Source organism: Pseudomonas sp. PSB11 (assembly GCF_014596605.1).
Classification (GTDB): Bacteria; Pseudomonadota; Gammaproteobacteria; order Pseudomonadales; family Pseudomonadaceae; genus Aquipseudomonas; species Aquipseudomonas umsongensis.
Genome location: NZ_NOIO01000005.1, coordinates 201,749 through 219,242, shown reverse-complemented (window position 1 = coordinate 219,242; position 17,494 = coordinate 201,749). Strand labels below are relative to the sequence as shown.

Genomic DNA, 17,494 nt, shown 5'->3' with positions numbered 1-17,494 from the left:
ACGATGGATGCTGTGTGCTCTGATCTGTTGGCCGAAGTGCGTGGGTTTCGCCAGCGCTACCCCGATGTGCGCTTCGTCGACCTGATATCCCTGGACATTCCGGGGCATTTCTACGGCAAGCGCTACCCGATCGAAATGCTCGAAAAAGTCGCCGCTGGCAGCGCCCTCAAATTGCCGCAAAACTGCGTGTTGCTCGGCACCCAGGGCGGGCTGTTCAAGATTGGCGACTACTGCTTCAACGATGGCGATCCGGACGCGCTGCGTCGCCTGGTACCGGGCACGCTCAAGTTGGTGAGTTGGGAGAAGCAACCGCTGGGGCAGATGCTGATCACCTCCGATGGCACGGAAAAACCGATCGTGTTCGAACCCCGTGAAGTCCTGGCGCAGGTGTTGGCGCGGCTTGGCCGCAAAGGCATTTTTCCGGTGGTGGCGTTTGAGCTGGAGTTCTACCTGTTCGACAGTCAGTTGCGCGATGGCTTGCCGCAGTTTGCCCGCGACCCGCTGACCGGCGATGCGGACGATCAGCCGAACATGCACATCGAACGCCTCTCGCGATTTGCCCCGGTGCTCGACGAAATGGTCGAGACCGCACGTGCACAAGGCATCGATGCCACGGTGATCACCGCCGAATTGGGCCCCGGTCAGTTCGAGATCAATTTCGGTCATCTTGATGATGGTCTGCGCGCTGCCGACTGGGCTGCGTTGTTCTGCCGCAGCACGCGAGGCGTGGCACTCAAGCACAACTACCGCGCCAGTTTCATGGCCAAGCCTTACCTGCAGCACCCCGGCAGCGGCATGCATGTGCACGTGAGCCTTTACGACAAGGCCGGCAACAACCTGCTGGCGGCGAACGGGCAACGCGCGTTGCGCCATGCGGTGGCCGGTTGCCTGGATGTGTTGCCACACTGCATGCCGATTTTCGCGCCAAACCACAACGCGTTGCGTCGCTTGAGCGCCACGGTCAACGTCGCCTCGCGCGCCAGTTGGGGCTTTGAGGATCGAGACGCATGCCTGCGGGTGCCGGAGTCTGACGCCAGGAACCTGCGGGTCGAACATCGCCTCGCTGGCGCCGATGCCAACCCGTATCTGGTGCTCGCCGCGATCCTGGTGGGGTTGGAGCAAGGCCTTGAACAGGAGCGCGAACCGATCGCCCCACTCAACGACGACCGCAACAGCGGCATCGACTTTCCGCTGGAAATGCTCGAGGCCGTGCGAGCCATGCAAGGCCATCAAAAACTGCGAGAAGGTTTGGGCGCGGAATTCGTCGATGTGTACTGCGAGAACAAGCGCCAAGACCACTTGGCGTTCCTGAACGACATCAGTGCACGGGAGTATCGCTGGTTCCTGTAGTTAAGGTTGTTTCGAGGTTAACCGTAAAAAATATCTGGATATTTAATAGGTTAGGGATTTTAGTAACTAAACGGTTAATCAAAATATCTTGTTACAGGGCGAAACATTGCGTAATATCCGCCCCGCGTTCACCACCACGGTTTATGCATTTTTAAGTCCCGGGCGTCCATCAGCTGCCCGGGATTTTTTTTGCCTGAAATTTGGTGTCATTGTAGGAGCGAGTATGGTCCGGGCGGCGTTCCGACGATGGACGTCAACGATGACGCGGGAAACCCGCGGCGCAGATGTAAAAAAGCCCGGCTGATCAGGCCGGGCTTTTTGTGGGTGCGGTGAAGCGATGGGTTCAGGCGACGGTGTTGCCTTGCAGGCGGTCCGAGCCATCGGCAGCGACGGTGTTGCCTTGCAGGCGGTCCGAGCCATCGGCAGCGACGGTGTTGCCTTGCAGGCGATCCGAGCCATCGGCAGCGACGGTGTTGCCTTGCAGGCGGTCAGAGCCATCGGCGGCGACGGTGTTGCCTTGCAAACGATCCGAACCATCGGCGGCCACACGATTCTCGATCAAGCGATCCGAACCACCCTCGGCCACCCGGCTTTCAATCAGACGATCCGAGCCACCTTCAGCCACGACAGGCTGAACAGAGGTAGCGGCAAAAGCGTTAACTGCGAAAAGCGAGAAAGCGATGCTGAGGAGGGTTTGGCGTTTCATGATCGTGTGCTCCGGGGTGTTGTTGGTTGGTATGGAGCTGATGTTACGCCGTGGAGTTTTTAAGAGAACTTCATTGAGTTAATGGTGACTATTGACGCAGTCAATGATCGTTAACGCGAAATAAGTCCGTGATCGATCGCGTATTTGACCAGCGCCGCCGGTTTGTCGATGTTGAGCTTGCGCCGAATGCTCAAGCGGTGCGTCTCCACCGTGCGCACGCTGATATCCAGTTCCCGCGCCATTTCCTTGTTGTTCAGCCCTTGCGCCATCTTCGACAAAACCTGGCTTTCACGGGGGGTCAGTTCGTTGTCGGTGTTTTTGTCAGCGATCAGTCGCTGGGCGATGTCGGCGCTGTAGAAGGTCCCCCCGCTGGAGATGGCTTCGATGGCCGCGATGATTTCCCGTGATGGGGCATTTTTCAACACGTAGCCGCTGGCGCCCGAGCGCAGTGATTCACTCACGTACTCATAGTTGTCGTACATGCTCAGCACCAATACCTTTAGCGACGGGTACTGGCTGCGCAGCACGCGGGTCAGTTCCAGGCCGTTGATGTCCGGCAGGCTGATGTCGACCAGCAGCAGGTCGGGCTGGCAGCGCCCGACCATCTCGATGGCCTCGGCGCCACTTTCGGCTTCGCCCACCACTTCCAGGGGGGCCATGACGGACAGCAGCGCCTTTATTCCGTCGCGGACCAGGGCGTGATCGTCGACCAAGGCGACGCGGATCGGGGAGGGCAGGTTCATTGCAGGCTTCACTCTTGATTTTGGGGCATCAGCGTTTGCTGGCGGGCAGCTTCATCGGTAGCAGAACATCCAGCTCACTGCGTCCGGGCGTCGAGATCAGTTCGAAGCGGCCACCAAAATGTTCGACGCGTTCACGAATATTACGCAAGCCAATGCCGACGTGGCGACGTTCGACCTGGGCGACGTTGAAACCAACTCCGTCGTCGACCACCGTCAGCCGCACCGATTGTTCGCAGCCGCGCAGCGTAATGGATACGTGCCTGGCCCGGGCGTGGCGCTCGATATTGGTCAGGCCTTCCTGGACGATGCGAAACAACGAGACTGCTGCGCCGTCGACCAGTTGGCAGTCGAACTCATTGTCGTCATAGGTCACGGTAAGGCCGCTACGCTGTTCGAACTCAGCGGCCAGTTGACCGATTGCCGCCGACAGGCCGAGGGTATCGAGCAACGATGAGCGCAAGTCGTGGGAGAGGCTGCGCACTTCGCCGATCGCATCACCCAGGCGCGCGGTGGCATCCCTCAACGCGCCCAAGCCCTTGTCGTGGGTTTGCCCGCTTTCCAGCAAGTGGCTGGCGAGTTCGAACTGAAACTTGATCGAGACCAGCACCTGGCTGATGCCGTCGTGCAGCTCGCGGGACACCCTCGAACGCTCCTCCTCCTGCAGGCTGACAATCCGCTGGGTCAGGCGCTGCAGTTTCTTGTCCGCCAAGCGATGTTCGCTGACATTGAGGGTCATGCCGGTGGCGAAGACAAACAGCACTGCCACCAGCGCAACCACCGCAATCGCCATCATGGTCTTGCGGATGCCCTGGGCCACTTCGGCTCGGGCTTGCTGGGTGGCGCGCTCGACATCTTCAAGGTAAATGCCGGTACCGAGCATCCAGCCCCAGCGATCGAGCATGACCACGTAGGCCAGTTTGTCGGTCACCTGGCCGGAGGAGGGTTTGTTCCAGGCGTAGCGTTGGAAACCTTCGCCCGATTGCGCACTCTTGAGCAGCGCCTGGATCACCGGCAGGCCGTGTGGGTCTTTCATGTCCCACAGGTATTTGCCCACCAGCTCCGACTGGCGCGCGTGCATCAGGCTGCGGCCTTCATGGTCGTAGACGAAGAAATAGCCATTGATGCCAAAGCTGAGCTTGCGCAGTTCCTCCAGCACCTGTTGCTGGGCGCGTGCGTCACCCTGGCCATTGTCGTACAGCGGCTCGATCAGGCTTTTCGCCATTTCGACGTAGTTTTTCAGTTCCGCGCGCTTGCTCATCAGGATGCTGTCTTCGATCAGCTGCGCCTGTTGATCACCCAGCTGGCGATTGAGGGAAATCACCAGTGCGCAAATGACCGCAATGGCCAGCACCAGCGGCAAAATGCCGAGGGCGACGATCTTGTGTTTGAGCTGCATGGTTGCTCCTGCCCGCGCGAGGGGCCGGCATCATATGCCAAAGATACCCCAGGACTGTAGCGTTGCTGGACGGAATGACTGATGGCGGGGATGCCCGCCCATTGAAACGCAATCCCCTGTGGGAGCGAGCCTGCTCGCGAAAACAATCGGTCATTCAACATCCATGTCGTCTGACGGATCGCTTTCGCGAGCAGGCTCGCTCCCACAAGGGGCCGAATTTTCAATAGCAGATCAGTGTGTTCTACGTAGAACTACGTAGACGGCGCGTACGTAGTAACGCGGATTTATTTGTGGACGACATGCGCGGATATTGGCCCAGCTCCGCACAGCGGACACAATTATAAAAATTACCGCCGCAGTCACGAGCTGTCGGCAGGAGACCCTCTATGCCCCGTCTGGCTAAACACCTCGCCTGGTTTGCCGTGGCTGTCCTGGGAGCGATTGCGCTGAGTGTCGTGGCCCTGCGCCGCGGCGAAGCGATCAACGCCCTGTGGATCGTCGTTGCAGCCGTCGCCATCTACCTCGTTGCATACCGCTACTACGGCCTGTTCATCGCCAACAAAGTGATGCAACTGGACCCCAATCGCGCCACGCCCGCTGTGCTCAACAACGATGGTCTGGACTTCGTGCCGACCAACAAGCACGTACTCTTCGGTCACCACTTCGCGGCCATCGCCGGCGCGGGACCGCTGGTCGGTCCGGTATTGGCGGCGCAGATGGGCTACCTGCCTGGCACGCTGTGGCTGATTGCCGGCGTGGTGCTGGCCGGTGCCGTGCAGGACTTCATGGTCCTGTTCATGTCCACCCGCCGTAATGGTCGTTCGCTGGGCGACATGGTCCGCGAAGAAATGGGCCGCATCCCCGGGACCATTGCGCTGTTCGGCTGCTTCCTGATCATGATCATCATCCTCGCGGTGCTGGCGCTGATCGTGGTCAAGGCCCTGGCCGAGAGCCCGTGGGGCATGTTCACGGTGATGGCGACCATCCCGATCGCGATGTTCATGGGCATCTACATGCGCTACATCCGTCCGGGGCGCATCGGTGAAATCTCGATCATCGGCGTGTTCCTGCTGCTGGGTTCGATCTGGCTGGGCGGGCAGATTGCCACTGACCCGGTGTGGGCCAAGGCCTTTACCTTCACCGGCGTGCAGATCACCTGGATGCTGATCGGTTACGGTTTCGTGGCTGCCGTTCTGCCGGTCTGGCTGATCCTGGCACCCCGTGATTACCTCTCCACGTTCCTGAAAATCGGCACCATCGTCGCCTTGGCCATCGGTATCCTGGTGACCATGCCCGAGCTGAGAATGCCGGCACTGACCCAATTCGTCGATGGCACGGGACCGGTGTGGAAGGGCGGTATGTTCCCGTTCCTGTTCATCACCATCGCCTGTGGCGCGGTATCGGGTTTCCACTCGCTGATCGCTTCTGGCACCACGCCAAAATTGCTCGCCAGTGAAGGTCATGCCCGGTATATCGGTTACGGCGGCATGCTGATGGAATCCTTCGTGGCGATCATGGCCATGGTGGCTGCCTCGGTGATCGATCCGGGCGTGTACTTCGCCATGAACAGCCCTGCGGCCATTGTGGGTTCCGATGCGGTTTCGGTTGCTCAGACCGTCAGCAGCTGGGGCTTTGCGATTACTCCCGAAGCCCTGCAAGCGGTGGCCAAGGACATCGGTGAAACCAGCATCCTGGCCCGTGCCGGCGGTGCGCCGACCCTGGCCGTGGGTATCGCGCAGATCCTGCACCACGTGCTGCCGGGTGAAAACACCATGGCGTTCTGGTACCACTTCGCGATCCTGTTCGAAGCGCTGTTCATCCTGACCGCGGTGGACGCCGGTACTCGCGCCGGGCGTTTCATGCTTCAGGACTTGCTCGGCTCCTTCGTGCCATCGCTCAAGCGCACCGAGTCCTGGACCGCCAACCTGATCGCCACCGCCGGCTGCGTGGCCATGTGGGGCTACCTGCTGTACCAGGGCGTGATCGATCCGCTGGGCGGCATCAACACCTTGTGGCCGCTGTTCGGCATTTCCAACCAGATGCTGGCCGGTATCGCGCTGATGCTCGGCACCGTGGTGCTGATCAAGATGAAACGGCAGCGCTACGTTTGGGTCACCTTGTTGCCCGCCGTGTGGTTGCTGATCTGCACCACCACCGCCGGCTTCATCAAGTTGTTCGACGCCAACCCGGCCATCGGCTTCCTGGCCCTGGCGAAGAAGTACAGCGATGCGTTGGCCAATGGTCAGGTGCTGGCCCCGGCCAAGAGCATTGACCAGATGCAGCACGTGATCTTCAACGCCTACACCAACGCCACGTTGACCGCGCTGTTCCTGTTCGTCGTGTTCAGCATCCTGTTCTTCGCACTCAAGGTCGGTGTCGCCGCCTGGGGCACCAAGGAACGTACTGACAAGGAAGCGCCGTTCCACGCGCTGCCGATGCCTGATCATGTTCAATGACCTGAGTCGCCTGGGTAAATACCTCGGTCAGGCCGCGCGCCTGATGGTGGGTATGCCCGATTACGACAACTACGTCGAGCACATGCAAAACAAGCACCCGGACAAGCCGGTGATGGACTATGAGGCGTTCTTTCGGGAACGCCAGGAGGCCCGCTACGGCAGCAAGGCGGGACCGAAGTGTTGTTGAAAGAATGAAAAAACCCGGCCTAACCAGCCGGGTTTTTTGTTTGGGATTTCACGTGTTCAGTTCAGATGTGGGAGCTTGCTCGCGAAGGTGGCTGAAATTAAGTCGACCGGACAGATAGTCGGCAATGAACATCACTTTCAGGTCCATAGGTTTGAGCTCTCGCCACGGCATGGTCAAATCCTCGGAATCGACCAGTGCCAGTTAAAAACTGTTACCTATGTGCTTGAACTGTTTTGTTACCTATGTGGGTGAGTCATACCGGCAAAGCCTTTTGCTTCCTTTTTGCTGGGCCGGCACTCCGGCGTTTGAAAAAGGGAGTCGCCGTAAGGGCGAAACCATAGGTGGCCGTTACCGCAGCAATGGATATGTACTCGGCCAACACAACACAACACAACACAACACAACTCAGGTGAGCGTCAGCTACAGACTGAACCGCTGCAACATAGTCCCCAGTCTTTCGGACATCGCCTTGAGCTCCTGGGTCGTTCGCACAATTGCGCCCTGGGCCGTTGCATTCTCTTCCACGCTTTGCGCGACTTTTTCCACATTGCTGGCGACCTGATCACTCGCTGCGCGCTGTTCCTGCAATGACAGGGAAATGAAGCTCACGGCTGCAATGGATTCATCCAGCGCCCCCTTGATCCGCCCCATGGATTGCCCGGCGCTTGCGACCAGTTTCTGGCCTTGGGTCACACGCTCACAACCGGCAGCCATGCTGTCCTTCGCTTTGACCATGCCGTTTTGTATGGCATTGACCAAGGTCACGATTTCCGTAGTGGACTGGGCGGTGCGCGCGGCAAGGCTGCGCACCTCATCGGCGACCACGGCGAAGCCGCGACCCTGTTCACCGGCGCGTGCCGCTTCGATGGCGGCATTGAGGGCGAGGAGATTGGTCTGCTCGGCAATGCCGCGAATCACACCGACAATCAGGCTGATATTGTTCGACTGAATCGCCAGTTGATCGATGTCCACCGAACTCTGGGCCACCAGATCGGCAATCTGTTGCATTTCCTCGATGGACGCATGCATCACCGCCATGCCTTCGTCGGTGATTTCACCGGCTTTGTGCGCGGTGCTCTGGGCCTGGCAGGCATTGTCGGCGATGTGATTGATACTCACGGAAAGCTCTTCCACCGTGGCGGCCATCGATGAAGCAGTTTCACTTTGCAGGGCGGCACTGCTCAGACCCTGTTCCGAGGACGCGGACAGTTGTAGCGTGGCCACTTCGATCTGTTCGGAGGCCTGGCCAATCTTGCCGATCATGTCGCTCAAGCTATGACGCATCGCCTGGACGGAATGCAAGACACCGGTTGAAGGTTCCTGCCGATCATCCTGGGTGCGAGCCAGTTTTCCATGGGCGATGTTCGAGCTGATAGCGGCCAGCTCAGCAGGTTCGGCGCCGAGCTGCAGGCCCAGCTGTCTGGAAAAGAACCATGAATAGGCCGCGCCGGCCAGCGTCGCCAACAGGAGAATCAACAAGCAGAGCCGGAGATTGGCGGTGTAGGCGATATGGTTTTGCTCAAACTGGTTCCTGGCTTCCAGCAGTTGAACCTCGATCAATTCGGCAAACTTGTCCGACAAGGGGTCGAACAGCGGGTACAACTGCTCGATCGAGAAACGCGCCAGACCCACGTCGTCGTTCTGGCGCAGAATGCCCAGCAAACTTTGCAACGGACCGCGGGTGGCGGCCATCAGTGGATCGATCTGCGCGATCAGGCGGGTTTCTGCGGCAATCAGTTGCGTCGATTTGTAGGCTTGCCACGTCAGATCGATTTCTTTCTGTGCCTGATCGATCCGGCTCAGCGAGTCCGTTTTGGTAAAGTTGCCATTACGTGCCTTGTGGGTGGCATCAACGATGTTCACTGCATACAGGTCGGCGATTTTCTTCAGGTCCCGCAAGGGCACGACTCGATCGAGATAGACGGTTTCCAGGCTGCGCACCGCCGATTGCATGCCCAGGAGTCCAAGGCCGCCGACGCACAATAATCCCAGTAATAAAGCGGTAGTCAGCAGTAGAAGGTGAGTCCTGATTTTCCAGCTTTCCATAATCCGGTATTCCTCAGTCGACTTGTCCAGTCAGCAATTGAAGTTGAGCGTTATGCTCCATCCTGTGCACATGGCACATTGATATCGTGTGCTGGGGCAGCCAGGAAAAGCACGGTGTTACCGGCAGGAATTGACGAATTAGAGCGATCTGACAGAGCGCGCCGAAGGATTTTTCACACAGGCAGCTTGCGGGTAACCGGGAACACTGGCCTGTGAGGGACCCTGGTGTGCGGCTGCTGATCGCAACAAAACCGGGATTGCAGGCAAACCGGGATAGCCGTTTTTCAGGCGTATCGGTATGCTCAGCGCACAGTCCGAAACGCCAATGATAAACGACCACAGTGACGACATGAGCTCATCAGAAACGCGTGCGAATATCCTAGCGCTGTATCCGGAAGACTCCCGCGAGGCGGCGGTCCTGCTCAAGCAGGCCGTGCCCCTGATGGTTCGCCATAACATCCCGCCCAATCCCGTGCACTACGCACTCTGGTACACCTACAGCAAGGGTCAGGACCCGGAACTCATTCGCCACCTGGACCGGGTGGTCAGAGACTTCGACGGTTGCCCGCCAGAGGCTGCGACCCGGCTGTTCCGCCAGTACATCATTCGTGATGAGCTCGAGGATGCCCGTGCAGAGCAGCATCAGGTCATCAACCTGGTCGATGGCATGGAGCGCGACGTCTCGCGCAGCGTGCAGGGCAGTCTCACGTTCCAGAACCGTCTTGGGCAGTGCCTGGAGCTGCTCGACGAACCGGCCAGCGACCGCCTGCCGGGTATCTTGAGCGAGCTGCAGCAGAGCACCCGTTTGATGCAGAGCCAGCAGGAGCACTTCCTCGCGCAACTGCACTCGGCGCAGGATGAAATCAAGACCCTGCGCGACAAACTGCAACGCGCGCAACTGGCCGCGACCCTCGATGGCTTGACCGAACTGCTCAACCGCACGGCGTTCACCCGCCTGCTGGAGCAGGCGCTGGGCAAGGCTTCCGGCGGGGTGGCCCTGGTGATCCTGGATATCGACCACTTCAAGCAATTCAATGATCAGTACGGTCACCCGCTGGGCGACCGAGTCCTGCAGCATGTCGCCCAGGTGCTGCGCGGCGCGTTGCCAGCCACTGCTTTCGCCGCGCGCTACGGTGGCGAAGAGTTCTGCGTGGTCCTGCCCGATTGCGCCGACCTGGGCAGTGCCTGCGCCTTCGCCGAGCACCTGCGCCTGAAGGTCCAGTCCTTGCGCATCAAGGCGCGTGGCACCGACACCGTGCTGGACACCGTGACCGCATCCTTCGGTGTGGCCCTCGCACAGACCGGTGACAACCTGGAAACCCTGCTGACACGCGCCGATGACGGGCTGTACCAGGCGAAACGCAACGGACGCAACCAGGTGCATGCCCTGCGGGACAGCGCGGTATCGCAGCCTTAGAGCTGGATTATCGACCCTCGACGCTGCGCGGCACACCAAGCGGATTGCCGTCGCGCAGTGCCTCCGGCAGCAGCGCATCGGGGAAGCCCTGATAGCACACCGGCCGAAGGAAGCGCTCGATGGAGGTCATGCCCACCGAGGTAAAACGGCTGTCCGACGAGGCCGGGAAGGGGCCGCCGTGCACGCTGGCGAAAGACACCTCCTGCGGGTGGGCGAAGGCATTGACGACAATCCGTCCGGTGCGCCGTTCCAGGATCGGCAGCAAGCGACGGGCCAGTCCCTGGTCCTCCTCTTCAAGGTGCATGGCGGCACTGAGCTGACCGCGAAGGGCACGGGCGACCGCGAACATTTGCGCCTCATCCTCGACCTTCACCAGCAGGGCTGCCGGGCCGAATACCTCCTGGGCCAGGGCCGTTTCGCTAAGAAAACGCTGGCCGTCAACCTCAAGCAAGGCGGCCTGGCCATCAAGCGCCCCCGTAGCGGGCGAGCCTTCGGCGACAGGCGTGGCACCGGCGCCTTGCAGCTTGTCAAGACCGTTCAAGTAAGACCCGTGGATGCCAGGCGTCAGCATCGGACGTGCCGGTGCCATCCCCACACGATCGATCATGGCAGCGCGCAAGGGTTCGAATCCGGGCCCTGCGATGGCAATCAGGATCGCCGGTTTTAGGCACGCTTGCCCGACGTTGACCAGCATGCGCTCGACAAAACCGTCGCCGATCTGTGCGCCACGCTCGGCCAGTGCCTGGGGCAGGATGAACGTGGGGTTGACGCTGGCCATCTCGGTGAACACCGGGATCGGCTCAGGGCGTAGTTGCGCCCGGCGATACAACGCCATGCCGCCTTGTTCGGAGCCGGTGAAGGTCACCGCCTTGATCAACGGGTGATCGACCAAGGCTTCGCCGATCGCGTTGCCGGCGCCGCGCACCATCGAGAACACGCCTTCAGGCAGGCCACTGTCTTGCACCGCCTGGCAGATGGCCCGTGCCTGGATTTCCGAGGCACCCGGGTGTGCGTTGTGGGCCTTGACGATCACCGTCGCGCCCGCCGCCAACGCCGCGGCGGTGTCGCCTCCGGCCACCGAATAGCTGATGGGGAAATTGCTTGCGCCAAACACCGCCACCGGGCCGAGGGCGATACTTTGCAGGCGATGATCCATGCGCGGGCGTGGCTGGCGCTCGGGTTGGGCCGGATCAATGGCCACCTGGAGGAAGCGGCCCCTGCGCACCACTTCGGCGAATTGGCGGAACTGGGTGGCGGCCTTGGCCGCTTCACCCAGCAGCTGCGCTTCGGGCAGGCCGGTTTCCAGCGCGGCCCGTGCCGCAAGCGGCTGGGCGACCACATCAAGATTGTCGGCGATGCGCTCCAGCAATGCCGCACGCTCGGCGAGCGAGGTATGGCTGTAGTGGTCAAAGGCGGCGTCGGCAAGGTTTGCGGCCCTGTCCACTTCGACTGCGCCACCGAAGGCGAAATTCGGCTCGATCAGTTGATGGGTGGCAGGGTTGAGCGCTTTCATCGTCCCCGCGCTGGCGGGGACTTCGTTGGCGCCGAGTAACAGGTTTCCAGTCAGTTTCATGGGCGTGCTCACGGCTTGAGGGTGGCGATCAGTTGCTCGGTCGTCACAATCGAATGGGCGAAGGTCGGGCCATTCAATTCATGGGCGGCGTGCATCATTTCCGGTTTGAAAGCGGCGGTGGCGTCGCGCACCAGGGTGACGTGGTAGCCCAGTTCCTGAGCGTAACGGGCGGTGGCCTCGATACAGGTATTGGCCAGCAGGCCGACGATGATCACGTGGGTGATGCCTTTCTGCTTCAGGCGAAAATCCAGGTCGGTGTTGGCAAAGCCGCTCGATCCCCAATGCTCCTGGACGACGATATCGCCTGGCTGGGGCGCGAAATCAGGATGCCATTCACCACCCCATTCGCCGCGCGCGAAATGGTGCATGTGCTGGATCTTGCATTGAGTAGGACTTGGGTGGTCCCAGTTCTCGTAGTCACCTTGTTCCCAGCGCCGGTGCGGTACGATGAACACCGGAATGTCGAGGGCGCGGACCGTTCGGTCGAGTGTGCGCAGATTGTCGAGCAGGCCGACTTGCCGCGCGATCGGTTCGAGCAGGGGGAAGATCTTGCCGCCTTCAGACAGAAAATCGTTGTAGGGATCGACCAGCAGGTAGGCGGTTCGAGCCAGCGGGTAAGGCGTGTTGGACATGATGAGTGCTCCAGTGAAATGGGCTGAGCGATGCCATTGGCTTGCTTGGCAGCGTGTTGATATGATAATCATAGTTACTTGGAAAGAGGCAAGCCCGTATGGCGCTAAAAAAGACTAGTCCTGAAACCTTGTGTCCGATTGCCCGGGCCGAGGACGTCGTCGGCGATCGCTGGACCGTGCTGGTGTTGCGCGAGTTGTTCATGCGCAATCATCGCTACGATGAGATCCAGGCGCAGACGGGCGGTACCCCGCAGATGGTCGCGGCTCGCCTGAAGAGCCTGGAGGCTGACGAAATGGTCGAACGCCGCGCCTACAGCGAGCGGCCACCACGCTACGAGTACCACCTCACTGCGAAGGGGCAGGCGTTTTATTCCGTGGTCCTGGCATTACGTGCCTGGGGTGAAACCTGGTGCAAGTCGCCACAGGAGGGCTTGGCCGTGCGCTACACCCACCAGCGTTGCGGGCAGCCTGCCGGGCTGGGGCCGCTGTGCGAGCATTGCGGTGAATTGTTGCGGCGCGACGAGCTGGTCAGCGAGCCGAGTGCAGCCTATGCCTTGGAACGCCAGGAACGACGCGAGGCCTTCAAGCGCAAGCCGGTGGCCAAATCCGCAGAGTAAAGGCGACGTCTTTTACTATTCGTTGCACTGATAGTGATCATCATCCATCACAAGTTCTGTTGTGGCCGGCAAACAAGGAACATGGCGTGCATTGAAAACGCTTGTGGAACCCTGTGATGAAGATGTTGACTCGACTGGCGCTGATCGCCCCCTTGCTGCTGTCGGGGTGCGCCTCGGCCCCCAATGATCCGACGCTGACGCTGCAAACGAAAAAGGCACCGGCGGATTACGCCCACTGTGTCTTGCCGAAACTGCAGGAAAACGCGCTGAGCGCGACGATCTCGCAAACCCAGCGCAGCTATCGAATCGTCGTTTCGAGCAAAGTCGCCGCCGACGATGTGCTTGAGGCGTACAAGGTCTCGAACGGCGGCAAGGTGTTCCTGTACGAACGCACGTTGCTGGCCTCGACATTCGGGCCATCACGACTCGAACGTGCGGCCCAGGAGTGCCTTTGAAAAGCCCCGTGGCGTGGGCACGACCAGTAGTGGGAAGCCAATACCTTCGATGACATTAAGGTTGAGCGACCCACATGGCCGCTCAATTGAAGTGGGTGTTAGAAGAGAACGAAAGCAGAGGCCGTAGTTTGATTCAGGTTGATGTTGCCGACTTCCAGTACTTCATATTCCGCGCGGATACCGATATTGCGAAATACATCGAATTCAACGCCGGCACCGTAGGTCAGGTCGACGCCCGTATCATCGTCGGCAGCATTGCCGTCCGCATCCCAGGCATGTGCACCGACACTGCCGAAGATACGCACCCGATCTCCTACCGGAAATCCGACATGGGCACTGGCCTGGACGGATTTACCGTCAAAATCAAGTTCCTTGTCCTCGAACTGGCCGAGATCCACGAAGGCGCCCTCAAAGGCCAGATAGCTGTTGAGACGATAACCTGCGAAAACCTTGTAGCTGGAGTCGTCATCGCTCAAATGGGTTTTGTCGGTTTCAATATTGCTGACGCCGGCGCCCAGGTATAAACCTTTGTCATCGGCGAGCGCCTGAAAAGACAGTAACGAAAGCAGCGATACGAAGCCAAGATTTCGAAGTAGCATGTGAGGTGGGTCCTTATACGGGTTATGGGTGGTGATGCACGGCGTTAATAGGCGTCAATCATCCAGGCCAACGCGACGCCACATAAATAAGCGGCAAGGCACAGGATGATTTTCTGTTTGAGTGGCAGCGTACTTAATCGATAGCGCATGCTTATCCCCTTGAGTAGACCGAAGCCATCCTGGCCACTCAGTGAGTAAGTTAAAAATCATTGATTGTTATTTTTTGGCGCTGCCAGCATTGTTCGGTTACGCCTGGACGTTTCTGAGGGCGTCTCGCCATAAGCGTCCTGATACGCCTTGGAAAATCGGCTCAGATGATGAAAATTCCAATGCATTGCTGTTTCAGTGACTGTAGGCCAGGTGTTGCGGATCAAGTCTCGGCGGACATGGGCGAGTCTCAGGTTTCTGATGTAGGCGATCGGCGAAGTGCCGAATGTTTCAACGAAACCATGATGCAGGCTGCGAGTGGTGGTTTGCAGTTGTTTTACCAGCACCTTCATGTTCAATGGCTTGTTTGGGTTTTGATGAATGTACTCAATTGCCTCTGTCGCGATCCTCCTTCTGGTCGGGGGCCTCAGTGCGCAACGGCCAACGGGTGTCAGGGCCCGTATCAGGGCAACCAGCAATGCATCTTCATTAAATGAGTGTTCATGGCGGTTGCGCTGTTTCAACGGAGATTCATGGGGGGAGGTCAAGTAAGCATTGAAAACGTCAATGGCCGATTGCACTAATTTGAAATTGGCAACCTGGAAGCGGTATGCCTGTCGATTTGCCAGGACGTCGATCAATGAATGGTTTGCGACGCACTGTTGGTAATGTTCTACATTTGTGGTCAGGGTAAACAAGGTTTCATTTGGCTCGCAGGTGTAGCGTACAAACTCGCCGCTGTATAACACGATTATTTCGTTAGGCCGCAATTCACGGTTGTTGACAGTGGGTCGACTAATCGTAGATTGGGATATGGCCAAGGTGACACAGTCATGAGGCACAAAACCGATCAGCGTGACAGCTGAATCAAAGTGCAGTCGACTGCATTGGCGCCTGCAATCCTGCATGATTTTATCCGCACGCTGGCGTGCTTCGTGCTTTGAGGGGGCGATGCTCATCACGTCGAGGACTCCCGCATGAGCTCCAGTGCCGCAGCAAAAACGTACGTGTCGCTCGTGGATAACTCCACCAGGCTCTGAAGCTTGCATGGCGCTATTTTCGAGCCAAAGATGGCTGACTGGTTTGACGGGCCAAGGGCTGAGGCATTAAAGGCAAAGAAATCATCCACGCGATAATCGGTACAAATCTTGTAACTTGATTGTTCTTCGATCAGCTTGTTTTCGTTGCTTTCAATGCGCGTCAGGTCGGCCTTGTAGTGTTCCTTGTCGTCGGCCCAGGCCTTGAGAGAAAGCAATACACCAAAGGATACGCTTGCGAGGTTTTTAAGCAGCATTGAGGTGCTTTCCTTGTTGATGATTTTTCAGGCAGAGCAGTGTGTCTGCCGTATCACTGTCACGGCTTTGCCTTCGGATAGTCCTGTGCTGACGATGTTTGTTGAAGTCAAAAATTCATATTTTCAAACGGGAGTCAGCGAAATCTCATCGCTCTCGTTGTCAATGTTTTGTGAGGGAGGCAATGAGTCATCAACCGCGCTGTCACCTTCATTGCGCTCATTTTCAGAATGGATTTTCAGGTGTTTCAACTTTATTTTTTCGTTCGGGCTCAGTTCTATTTCGTAGAGCTCGATTTCCGTGCTGCCGATGGCGTATTCATTGTGCGCCATTGAATGAAAAGGTAAGGCAGCTAGAGATAGAAGTGCCAGGATCTTGGTCATCATTGATTTGACGGCTCGCGAACACGATAAAGGCGGGATCTTGATGGGGGGAGGGTGCTAGATTCAAATCACTAATTATTATTTTTGTTATGGTGTGATTTGCTGAGGTGCCTCAGTGATTCATGCAGCGCAGGCGGCCGACATCATGCACATAAAAACACACGCTGTTTTTGTCGGCGGTAGGGAGTAATTCGTAGTTTAGGATAGTGCCTTCCTGAAGAATGAATTGACGCCTGAAAAACAGATCCGGAGTTTTTTCGATGGCGAATAATTCGTTGTCCTGGCTCAGTTTGACGTTATTGATTTTTATCTGGACGTGATGATTGCTTTCCCGGATAACCTGCGCCGAAATAGTCGCGTTACGTATTTTTCCGTTCAAGCTTTCCAGGGTGGTTTGTGTCAGCCGACCGTGGCCGATTGTCAGATACTCTTCAGTGTTGAGCTGATTCGAATCCTCCAGCCATTGTCGGGTTATGGTTTGATAACTGATATTTTCCATGTAGTAAGAAGGCGAGTACAACAAAGAAAAAATACAGGCGGCGTTAATGATCGCAAGCACTATCCAATGTGCGGTTGAAGGTGTCATTGACTTCATAGGGTGACTTCCAAGCATTGCCGAATCATCAGCGCAAGGTCTTTTTGCTCACTATTCAATTGCAGGTTTGCAGTGCTCAGGTCTGGGCGAATGCACGAAACGGAATAGTTGGATTTAAACAGGTTTAGCCAAACGTCGCCTTTTAAATTGAGCGAAAGTTGTTTGACTTGTGCGATCGAAAGATCCCTCAGTTCCTCTGCCTCCGCAACACTGTGGCCTACGGCATGGATGGCCAGCTCATTGTGTTTTGCGCTGGAAACTTCAACTTTCGGTGTGTCGAAGCCGGAGTGGAAGCCGGTGTAGGCACACACTCCCAAGGTCAAGACATAGCCGATCAACTGGAATTTTGTAATGTAAGTTGATGTTCCGGTTTTCTCTGCAGGCACCGGCAGAGGCCCTTGTTTTTGTGGCGCCAACGCTTCAAGGGCGGGCACAGGTTCCGCTGCATCTGAAGGTGTCGGCAGCTCGGCCTGTGCATCCATTACATAGAGACGGTTGAAGCAATAACCCCTGCGCGGAACCGTCATCACTATTTCGTGATCTCGACTGTCATTGAGCAGGTTTCTAAGAGAGAAAACGGCCTGGTTCAAACTGCCGGAGGCGACGACGCGGTCATTCCAGGTGTAATCGATGATTTCCTCGCGGCTTTTGGTCTGGCCGGGGTCCATCAGCAGCAGGTCCAGTAGACGCGATTCGGCTCTACCGATGGTAGAGCTTTGAACTTCTCCATGGGTTGTGGTGATGGTAAGCAAAGCGGTATCTGGATCGAAAAGGGCCATGGCACCGTTTTTCAATTTGAAGGCGTAGCGCATGGGTATCCTCCGTTCAGGTGGTTCGGGCTGAGTATAGAGACGGTTTTGACAGGCCGGATTTGACGCAGTGCGTTCTTGTCGGGGAGTG

At 58.0% G+C, this 17,494-nt stretch carries 18 protein-coding genes and 2 pseudogenes; 6 read left to right on the top strand and 14 right to left on the bottom strand.

Translation table 11 applies throughout. The features are described 5' to 3' along the window. Positions 1-3: 3 nt before the first annotated feature. Positions 4-1,350: a glutamine synthetase family protein gene (locus CGA21_RS09180; RefSeq protein WP_188264047.1), complete on the top strand. Its 1,347-nt coding sequence runs from the start codon at positions 4-6 to the stop codon at positions 1,348-1,350. Between the two features lie 343 nt (positions 1,351-1,693). Here the strand turns inward: CGA21_RS09180 and CGA21_RS09175 are convergent, their stop codons facing one another. The 3 genes from CGA21_RS09175 to CGA21_RS09165 all read right to left on the bottom strand — a co-directional run bounded on the left by CGA21_RS09175 (position 1,694) and on the right by CGA21_RS09165 (position 4,195). Further along, the gene (locus tag CGA21_RS09175) at positions 1,694-2,056 is read right to left on the bottom strand and encodes a hypothetical protein (RefSeq protein WP_110751249.1); all 363 of its coding nucleotides are present in this window, start codon (positions 2,054-2,056) and stop codon (positions 1,694-1,696) included. A gap of 110 nt (positions 2,057-2,166) precedes the next feature. Next, positions 2,167-2,799 carry a response regulator gene (locus CGA21_RS09170; protein WP_020801265.1) on the bottom strand — a complete coding sequence of 211 codons (633 nt, stop codon included), beginning with the start codon at positions 2,797-2,799 and terminating at the stop codon, positions 2,167-2,169. Positions 2,800-2,827: 28 nt separating this feature from the next. Beyond that, positions 2,828-4,195: a cache domain-containing protein gene (locus tag CGA21_RS09165; protein WP_110751251.1), complete on the bottom strand. Its 1,368-nt coding sequence runs from the start codon at positions 4,193-4,195 to the stop codon at positions 2,828-2,830. 386 nt (positions 4,196-4,581) lie between these two features. On the opposite strand from CGA21_RS09165, the gene CGA21_RS09160 reads away from it, so the two are divergent. Both CGA21_RS09160 and CGA21_RS09155 read left to right on the top strand, forming a co-directional pair. Beyond that, the gene (locus CGA21_RS09160) at positions 4,582-6,651 is read left to right on the top strand and encodes a carbon starvation CstA family protein (RefSeq protein ID WP_188264046.1); all 2,070 of its coding nucleotides are present in this window, start codon (positions 4,582-4,584) and stop codon (positions 6,649-6,651) included. Then, positions 6,641-6,838, top strand: a complete 198-nt coding sequence (locus CGA21_RS09155) for a YbdD/YjiX family protein (protein ID WP_046042517.1) — start codon at positions 6,641-6,643, stop codon at positions 6,836-6,838. The genes CGA21_RS09160 and CGA21_RS09155 overlap by 11 nt, the downstream gene beginning before the upstream one ends. 84 nt (positions 6,839-6,922) lie before the next feature. Here the strand turns inward: CGA21_RS09155 and CGA21_RS30220 are convergent. The 3 genes and pseudogenes from CGA21_RS30220 to CGA21_RS30360 all read right to left on the bottom strand — a co-directional run. After that, positions 6,923-7,009: pseudogene (locus tag CGA21_RS30220) on the bottom strand (helix-turn-helix domain-containing protein); the annotation flags it as partial. A 249-nt stretch (positions 7,010-7,258) separates the two neighbouring features. Further along, the gene (locus CGA21_RS30365) at positions 7,259-7,867 is read right to left on the bottom strand and encodes a methyl-accepting chemotaxis protein (protein WP_411157065.1); all 609 of its coding nucleotides are present in this window, start codon (positions 7,865-7,867) and stop codon (positions 7,259-7,261) included. 495 nt (positions 7,868-8,362) lie between these two features. Continuing rightward, positions 8,363-8,884 (bottom strand): annotated as a pseudogene (locus CGA21_RS30360) (Tar ligand binding domain-containing protein); the annotation flags it as partial. A gap of 349 nt (positions 8,885-9,233) precedes the next feature. Here CGA21_RS30360 and CGA21_RS09145 point away from each other — a divergent pair. Further along, positions 9,234-10,301, top strand: coding sequence for a GGDEF domain-containing protein (locus CGA21_RS09145; RefSeq protein WP_110751465.1), 1,068 nt, complete (start codon positions 9,234-9,236; stop codon positions 10,299-10,301). Between the two features lie 7 nt (positions 10,302-10,308). Here CGA21_RS09145 and CGA21_RS09140 read toward each other — a convergent pair whose 3' ends face one another. Both CGA21_RS09140 and CGA21_RS09135 read right to left on the bottom strand, forming a co-directional pair. Then, positions 10,309-11,874, bottom strand: a complete 1,566-nt coding sequence (locus tag CGA21_RS09140; protein WP_188264045.1) for an aldehyde dehydrogenase (NADP(+)) — start codon at positions 11,872-11,874, stop codon at positions 10,309-10,311. Between the two features lie 8 nt (positions 11,875-11,882). Next, positions 11,883-12,506, bottom strand: a complete 624-nt coding sequence (locus CGA21_RS09135; RefSeq protein ID WP_110751259.1) for an isochorismatase family cysteine hydrolase — start codon at positions 12,504-12,506, stop codon at positions 11,883-11,885. Between the two features lie 98 nt (positions 12,507-12,604). On the opposite strand from CGA21_RS09135, the gene CGA21_RS09130 reads away from it, so the two are divergent. Further along, entirely contained in the window at positions 12,605-13,123 is a 519-nt protein-coding gene (locus CGA21_RS09130) for a winged helix-turn-helix transcriptional regulator (protein ID WP_110751261.1), read from the top strand. A 116-nt stretch (positions 13,124-13,239) separates the two neighbouring features. Next, positions 13,240-13,578, top strand: a complete 339-nt coding sequence (locus CGA21_RS09125) for a hypothetical protein (RefSeq protein ID WP_110751263.1) — start codon at positions 13,240-13,242, stop codon at positions 13,576-13,578. A 98-nt stretch (positions 13,579-13,676) separates the two neighbouring features. Here CGA21_RS09125 and CGA21_RS09120 read toward each other — a convergent pair whose 3' ends face one another. The 6 genes from CGA21_RS09120 to CGA21_RS09095 form a co-directional block, all read right to left on the bottom strand. Beyond that, positions 13,677-14,177, bottom strand: a complete 501-nt coding sequence (locus CGA21_RS09120) for an outer membrane beta-barrel protein (protein ID WP_110751265.1) — start codon at positions 14,175-14,177, stop codon at positions 13,677-13,679. A 206-nt stretch (positions 14,178-14,383) separates the two neighbouring features. Then, positions 14,384-15,283, bottom strand: coding sequence for an AraC family transcriptional regulator (locus tag CGA21_RS09115; protein ID WP_188264044.1), 900 nt, complete (start codon positions 15,281-15,283; stop codon positions 14,384-14,386). Further along, positions 15,283-15,618, bottom strand: coding sequence for a hypothetical protein (locus CGA21_RS09110; RefSeq protein WP_179053694.1), 336 nt, complete (start codon positions 15,616-15,618; stop codon positions 15,283-15,285). The genes CGA21_RS09115 and CGA21_RS09110 overlap by 1 nt, the downstream gene beginning before the upstream one ends. A 123-nt stretch (positions 15,619-15,741) precedes the next feature. Beyond that, complete coding sequence (locus CGA21_RS09105) at positions 15,742-16,002, bottom strand: hypothetical protein (protein WP_188264043.1); 261 nt, start codon at positions 16,000-16,002, stop codon at positions 15,742-15,744. A gap of 109 nt (positions 16,003-16,111) precedes the next feature. Further along, a complete protein-coding gene (locus CGA21_RS09100) occupies positions 16,112-16,594 on the bottom strand; it encodes a hypothetical protein (RefSeq protein WP_110751273.1) in 483 nt (160 codons plus the stop codon). After that, on the bottom strand, positions 16,591-17,406 hold the full coding sequence (locus CGA21_RS09095) for a transcriptional regulator (RefSeq protein WP_110751275.1): 816 nt from the start codon (positions 17,404-17,406) through the stop codon (positions 16,591-16,593). Before CGA21_RS09095 ends, CGA21_RS09100 begins: the two co-directional genes overlap by 4 nt. Positions 17,407-17,494: the final 88 nt, after the last annotated feature.

Bases quoted from the DNA above. Each gene is read 5' to 3' on its own strand.
- CGA21_RS09170 (WP_020801265.1), bottom strand. From the start codon at position 2,799: ATGAACCTGCCCTCCCCGATCCGCGTCGCCTTGGTCGACGATCACGCC.
- CGA21_RS09155 (WP_046042517.1), top strand. From the start codon at position 6,641: ATGTTCAATGACCTGAGTCGCCTGGGTAAATACCTCGGTCAGGCCGCG.
- CGA21_RS09115 (WP_188264044.1), bottom strand. From the start codon at position 15,283: ATGAGCATCGCCCCCTCAAAGCACGAAGCACGCCAGCGTGCGGATAAA.
- CGA21_RS09110 (WP_179053694.1), bottom strand. From the start codon at position 15,618: ATGCTGCTTAAAAACCTCGCAAGCGTATCCTTTGGTGTATTGCTTTCT.
- CGA21_RS09130 (WP_110751261.1), top strand. From the start codon at position 12,605: ATGGCGCTAAAAAAGACTAGTCCTGAAACCTTGTGTCCGATTGCCCGG.
- CGA21_RS09120 (WP_110751265.1), bottom strand. From the start codon at position 14,177: ATGCTACTTCGAAATCTTGGCTTCGTATCGCTGCTTTCGTTACTGTCT.
- CGA21_RS30365 (WP_411157065.1), bottom strand. From the start codon at position 7,867: ATGCATGCGTCCATCGAGGAAATGCAACAGATTGCCGATCTGGTGGCC.
- CGA21_RS09180 (WP_188264047.1), top strand. From the start codon at position 4: ATGGATGCTGTGTGCTCTGATCTGTTGGCCGAAGTGCGTGGGTTTCGC.
- CGA21_RS09160 (WP_188264046.1), top strand. From the start codon at position 4,582: ATGCCCCGTCTGGCTAAACACCTCGCCTGGTTTGCCGTGGCTGTCCTG.
- CGA21_RS09175 (WP_110751249.1), bottom strand. From the start codon at position 2,056: ATGAAACGCCAAACCCTCCTCAGCATCGCTTTCTCGCTTTTCGCAGTT.
- CGA21_RS09165 (WP_110751251.1), bottom strand. From the start codon at position 4,195: ATGCAGCTCAAACACAAGATCGTCGCCCTCGGCATTTTGCCGCTGGTG.
- CGA21_RS09125 (WP_110751263.1), top strand. From the start codon at position 13,240: ATGAAGATGTTGACTCGACTGGCGCTGATCGCCCCCTTGCTGCTGTCG.
- CGA21_RS09105 (WP_188264043.1), bottom strand. From the start codon at position 16,002: ATGATGACCAAGATCCTGGCACTTCTATCTCTAGCTGCCTTACCTTTT.
- CGA21_RS09135 (WP_110751259.1), bottom strand. From the start codon at position 12,506: ATGTCCAACACGCCTTACCCGCTGGCTCGAACCGCCTACCTGCTGGTC.
- CGA21_RS09095 (WP_110751275.1), bottom strand. From the start codon at position 17,406: ATGCGCTACGCCTTCAAATTGAAAAACGGTGCCATGGCCCTTTTCGAT.
- CGA21_RS09140 (WP_188264045.1), bottom strand. From the start codon at position 11,874: ATGAAACTGACTGGAAACCTGTTACTCGGCGCCAACGAAGTCCCCGCC.
- CGA21_RS09145 (WP_110751465.1), top strand. From the start codon at position 9,234: ATGAGCTCATCAGAAACGCGTGCGAATATCCTAGCGCTGTATCCGGAA.
- CGA21_RS09100 (WP_110751273.1), bottom strand. From the start codon at position 16,594: ATGAAGTCAATGACACCTTCAACCGCACATTGGATAGTGCTTGCGATC.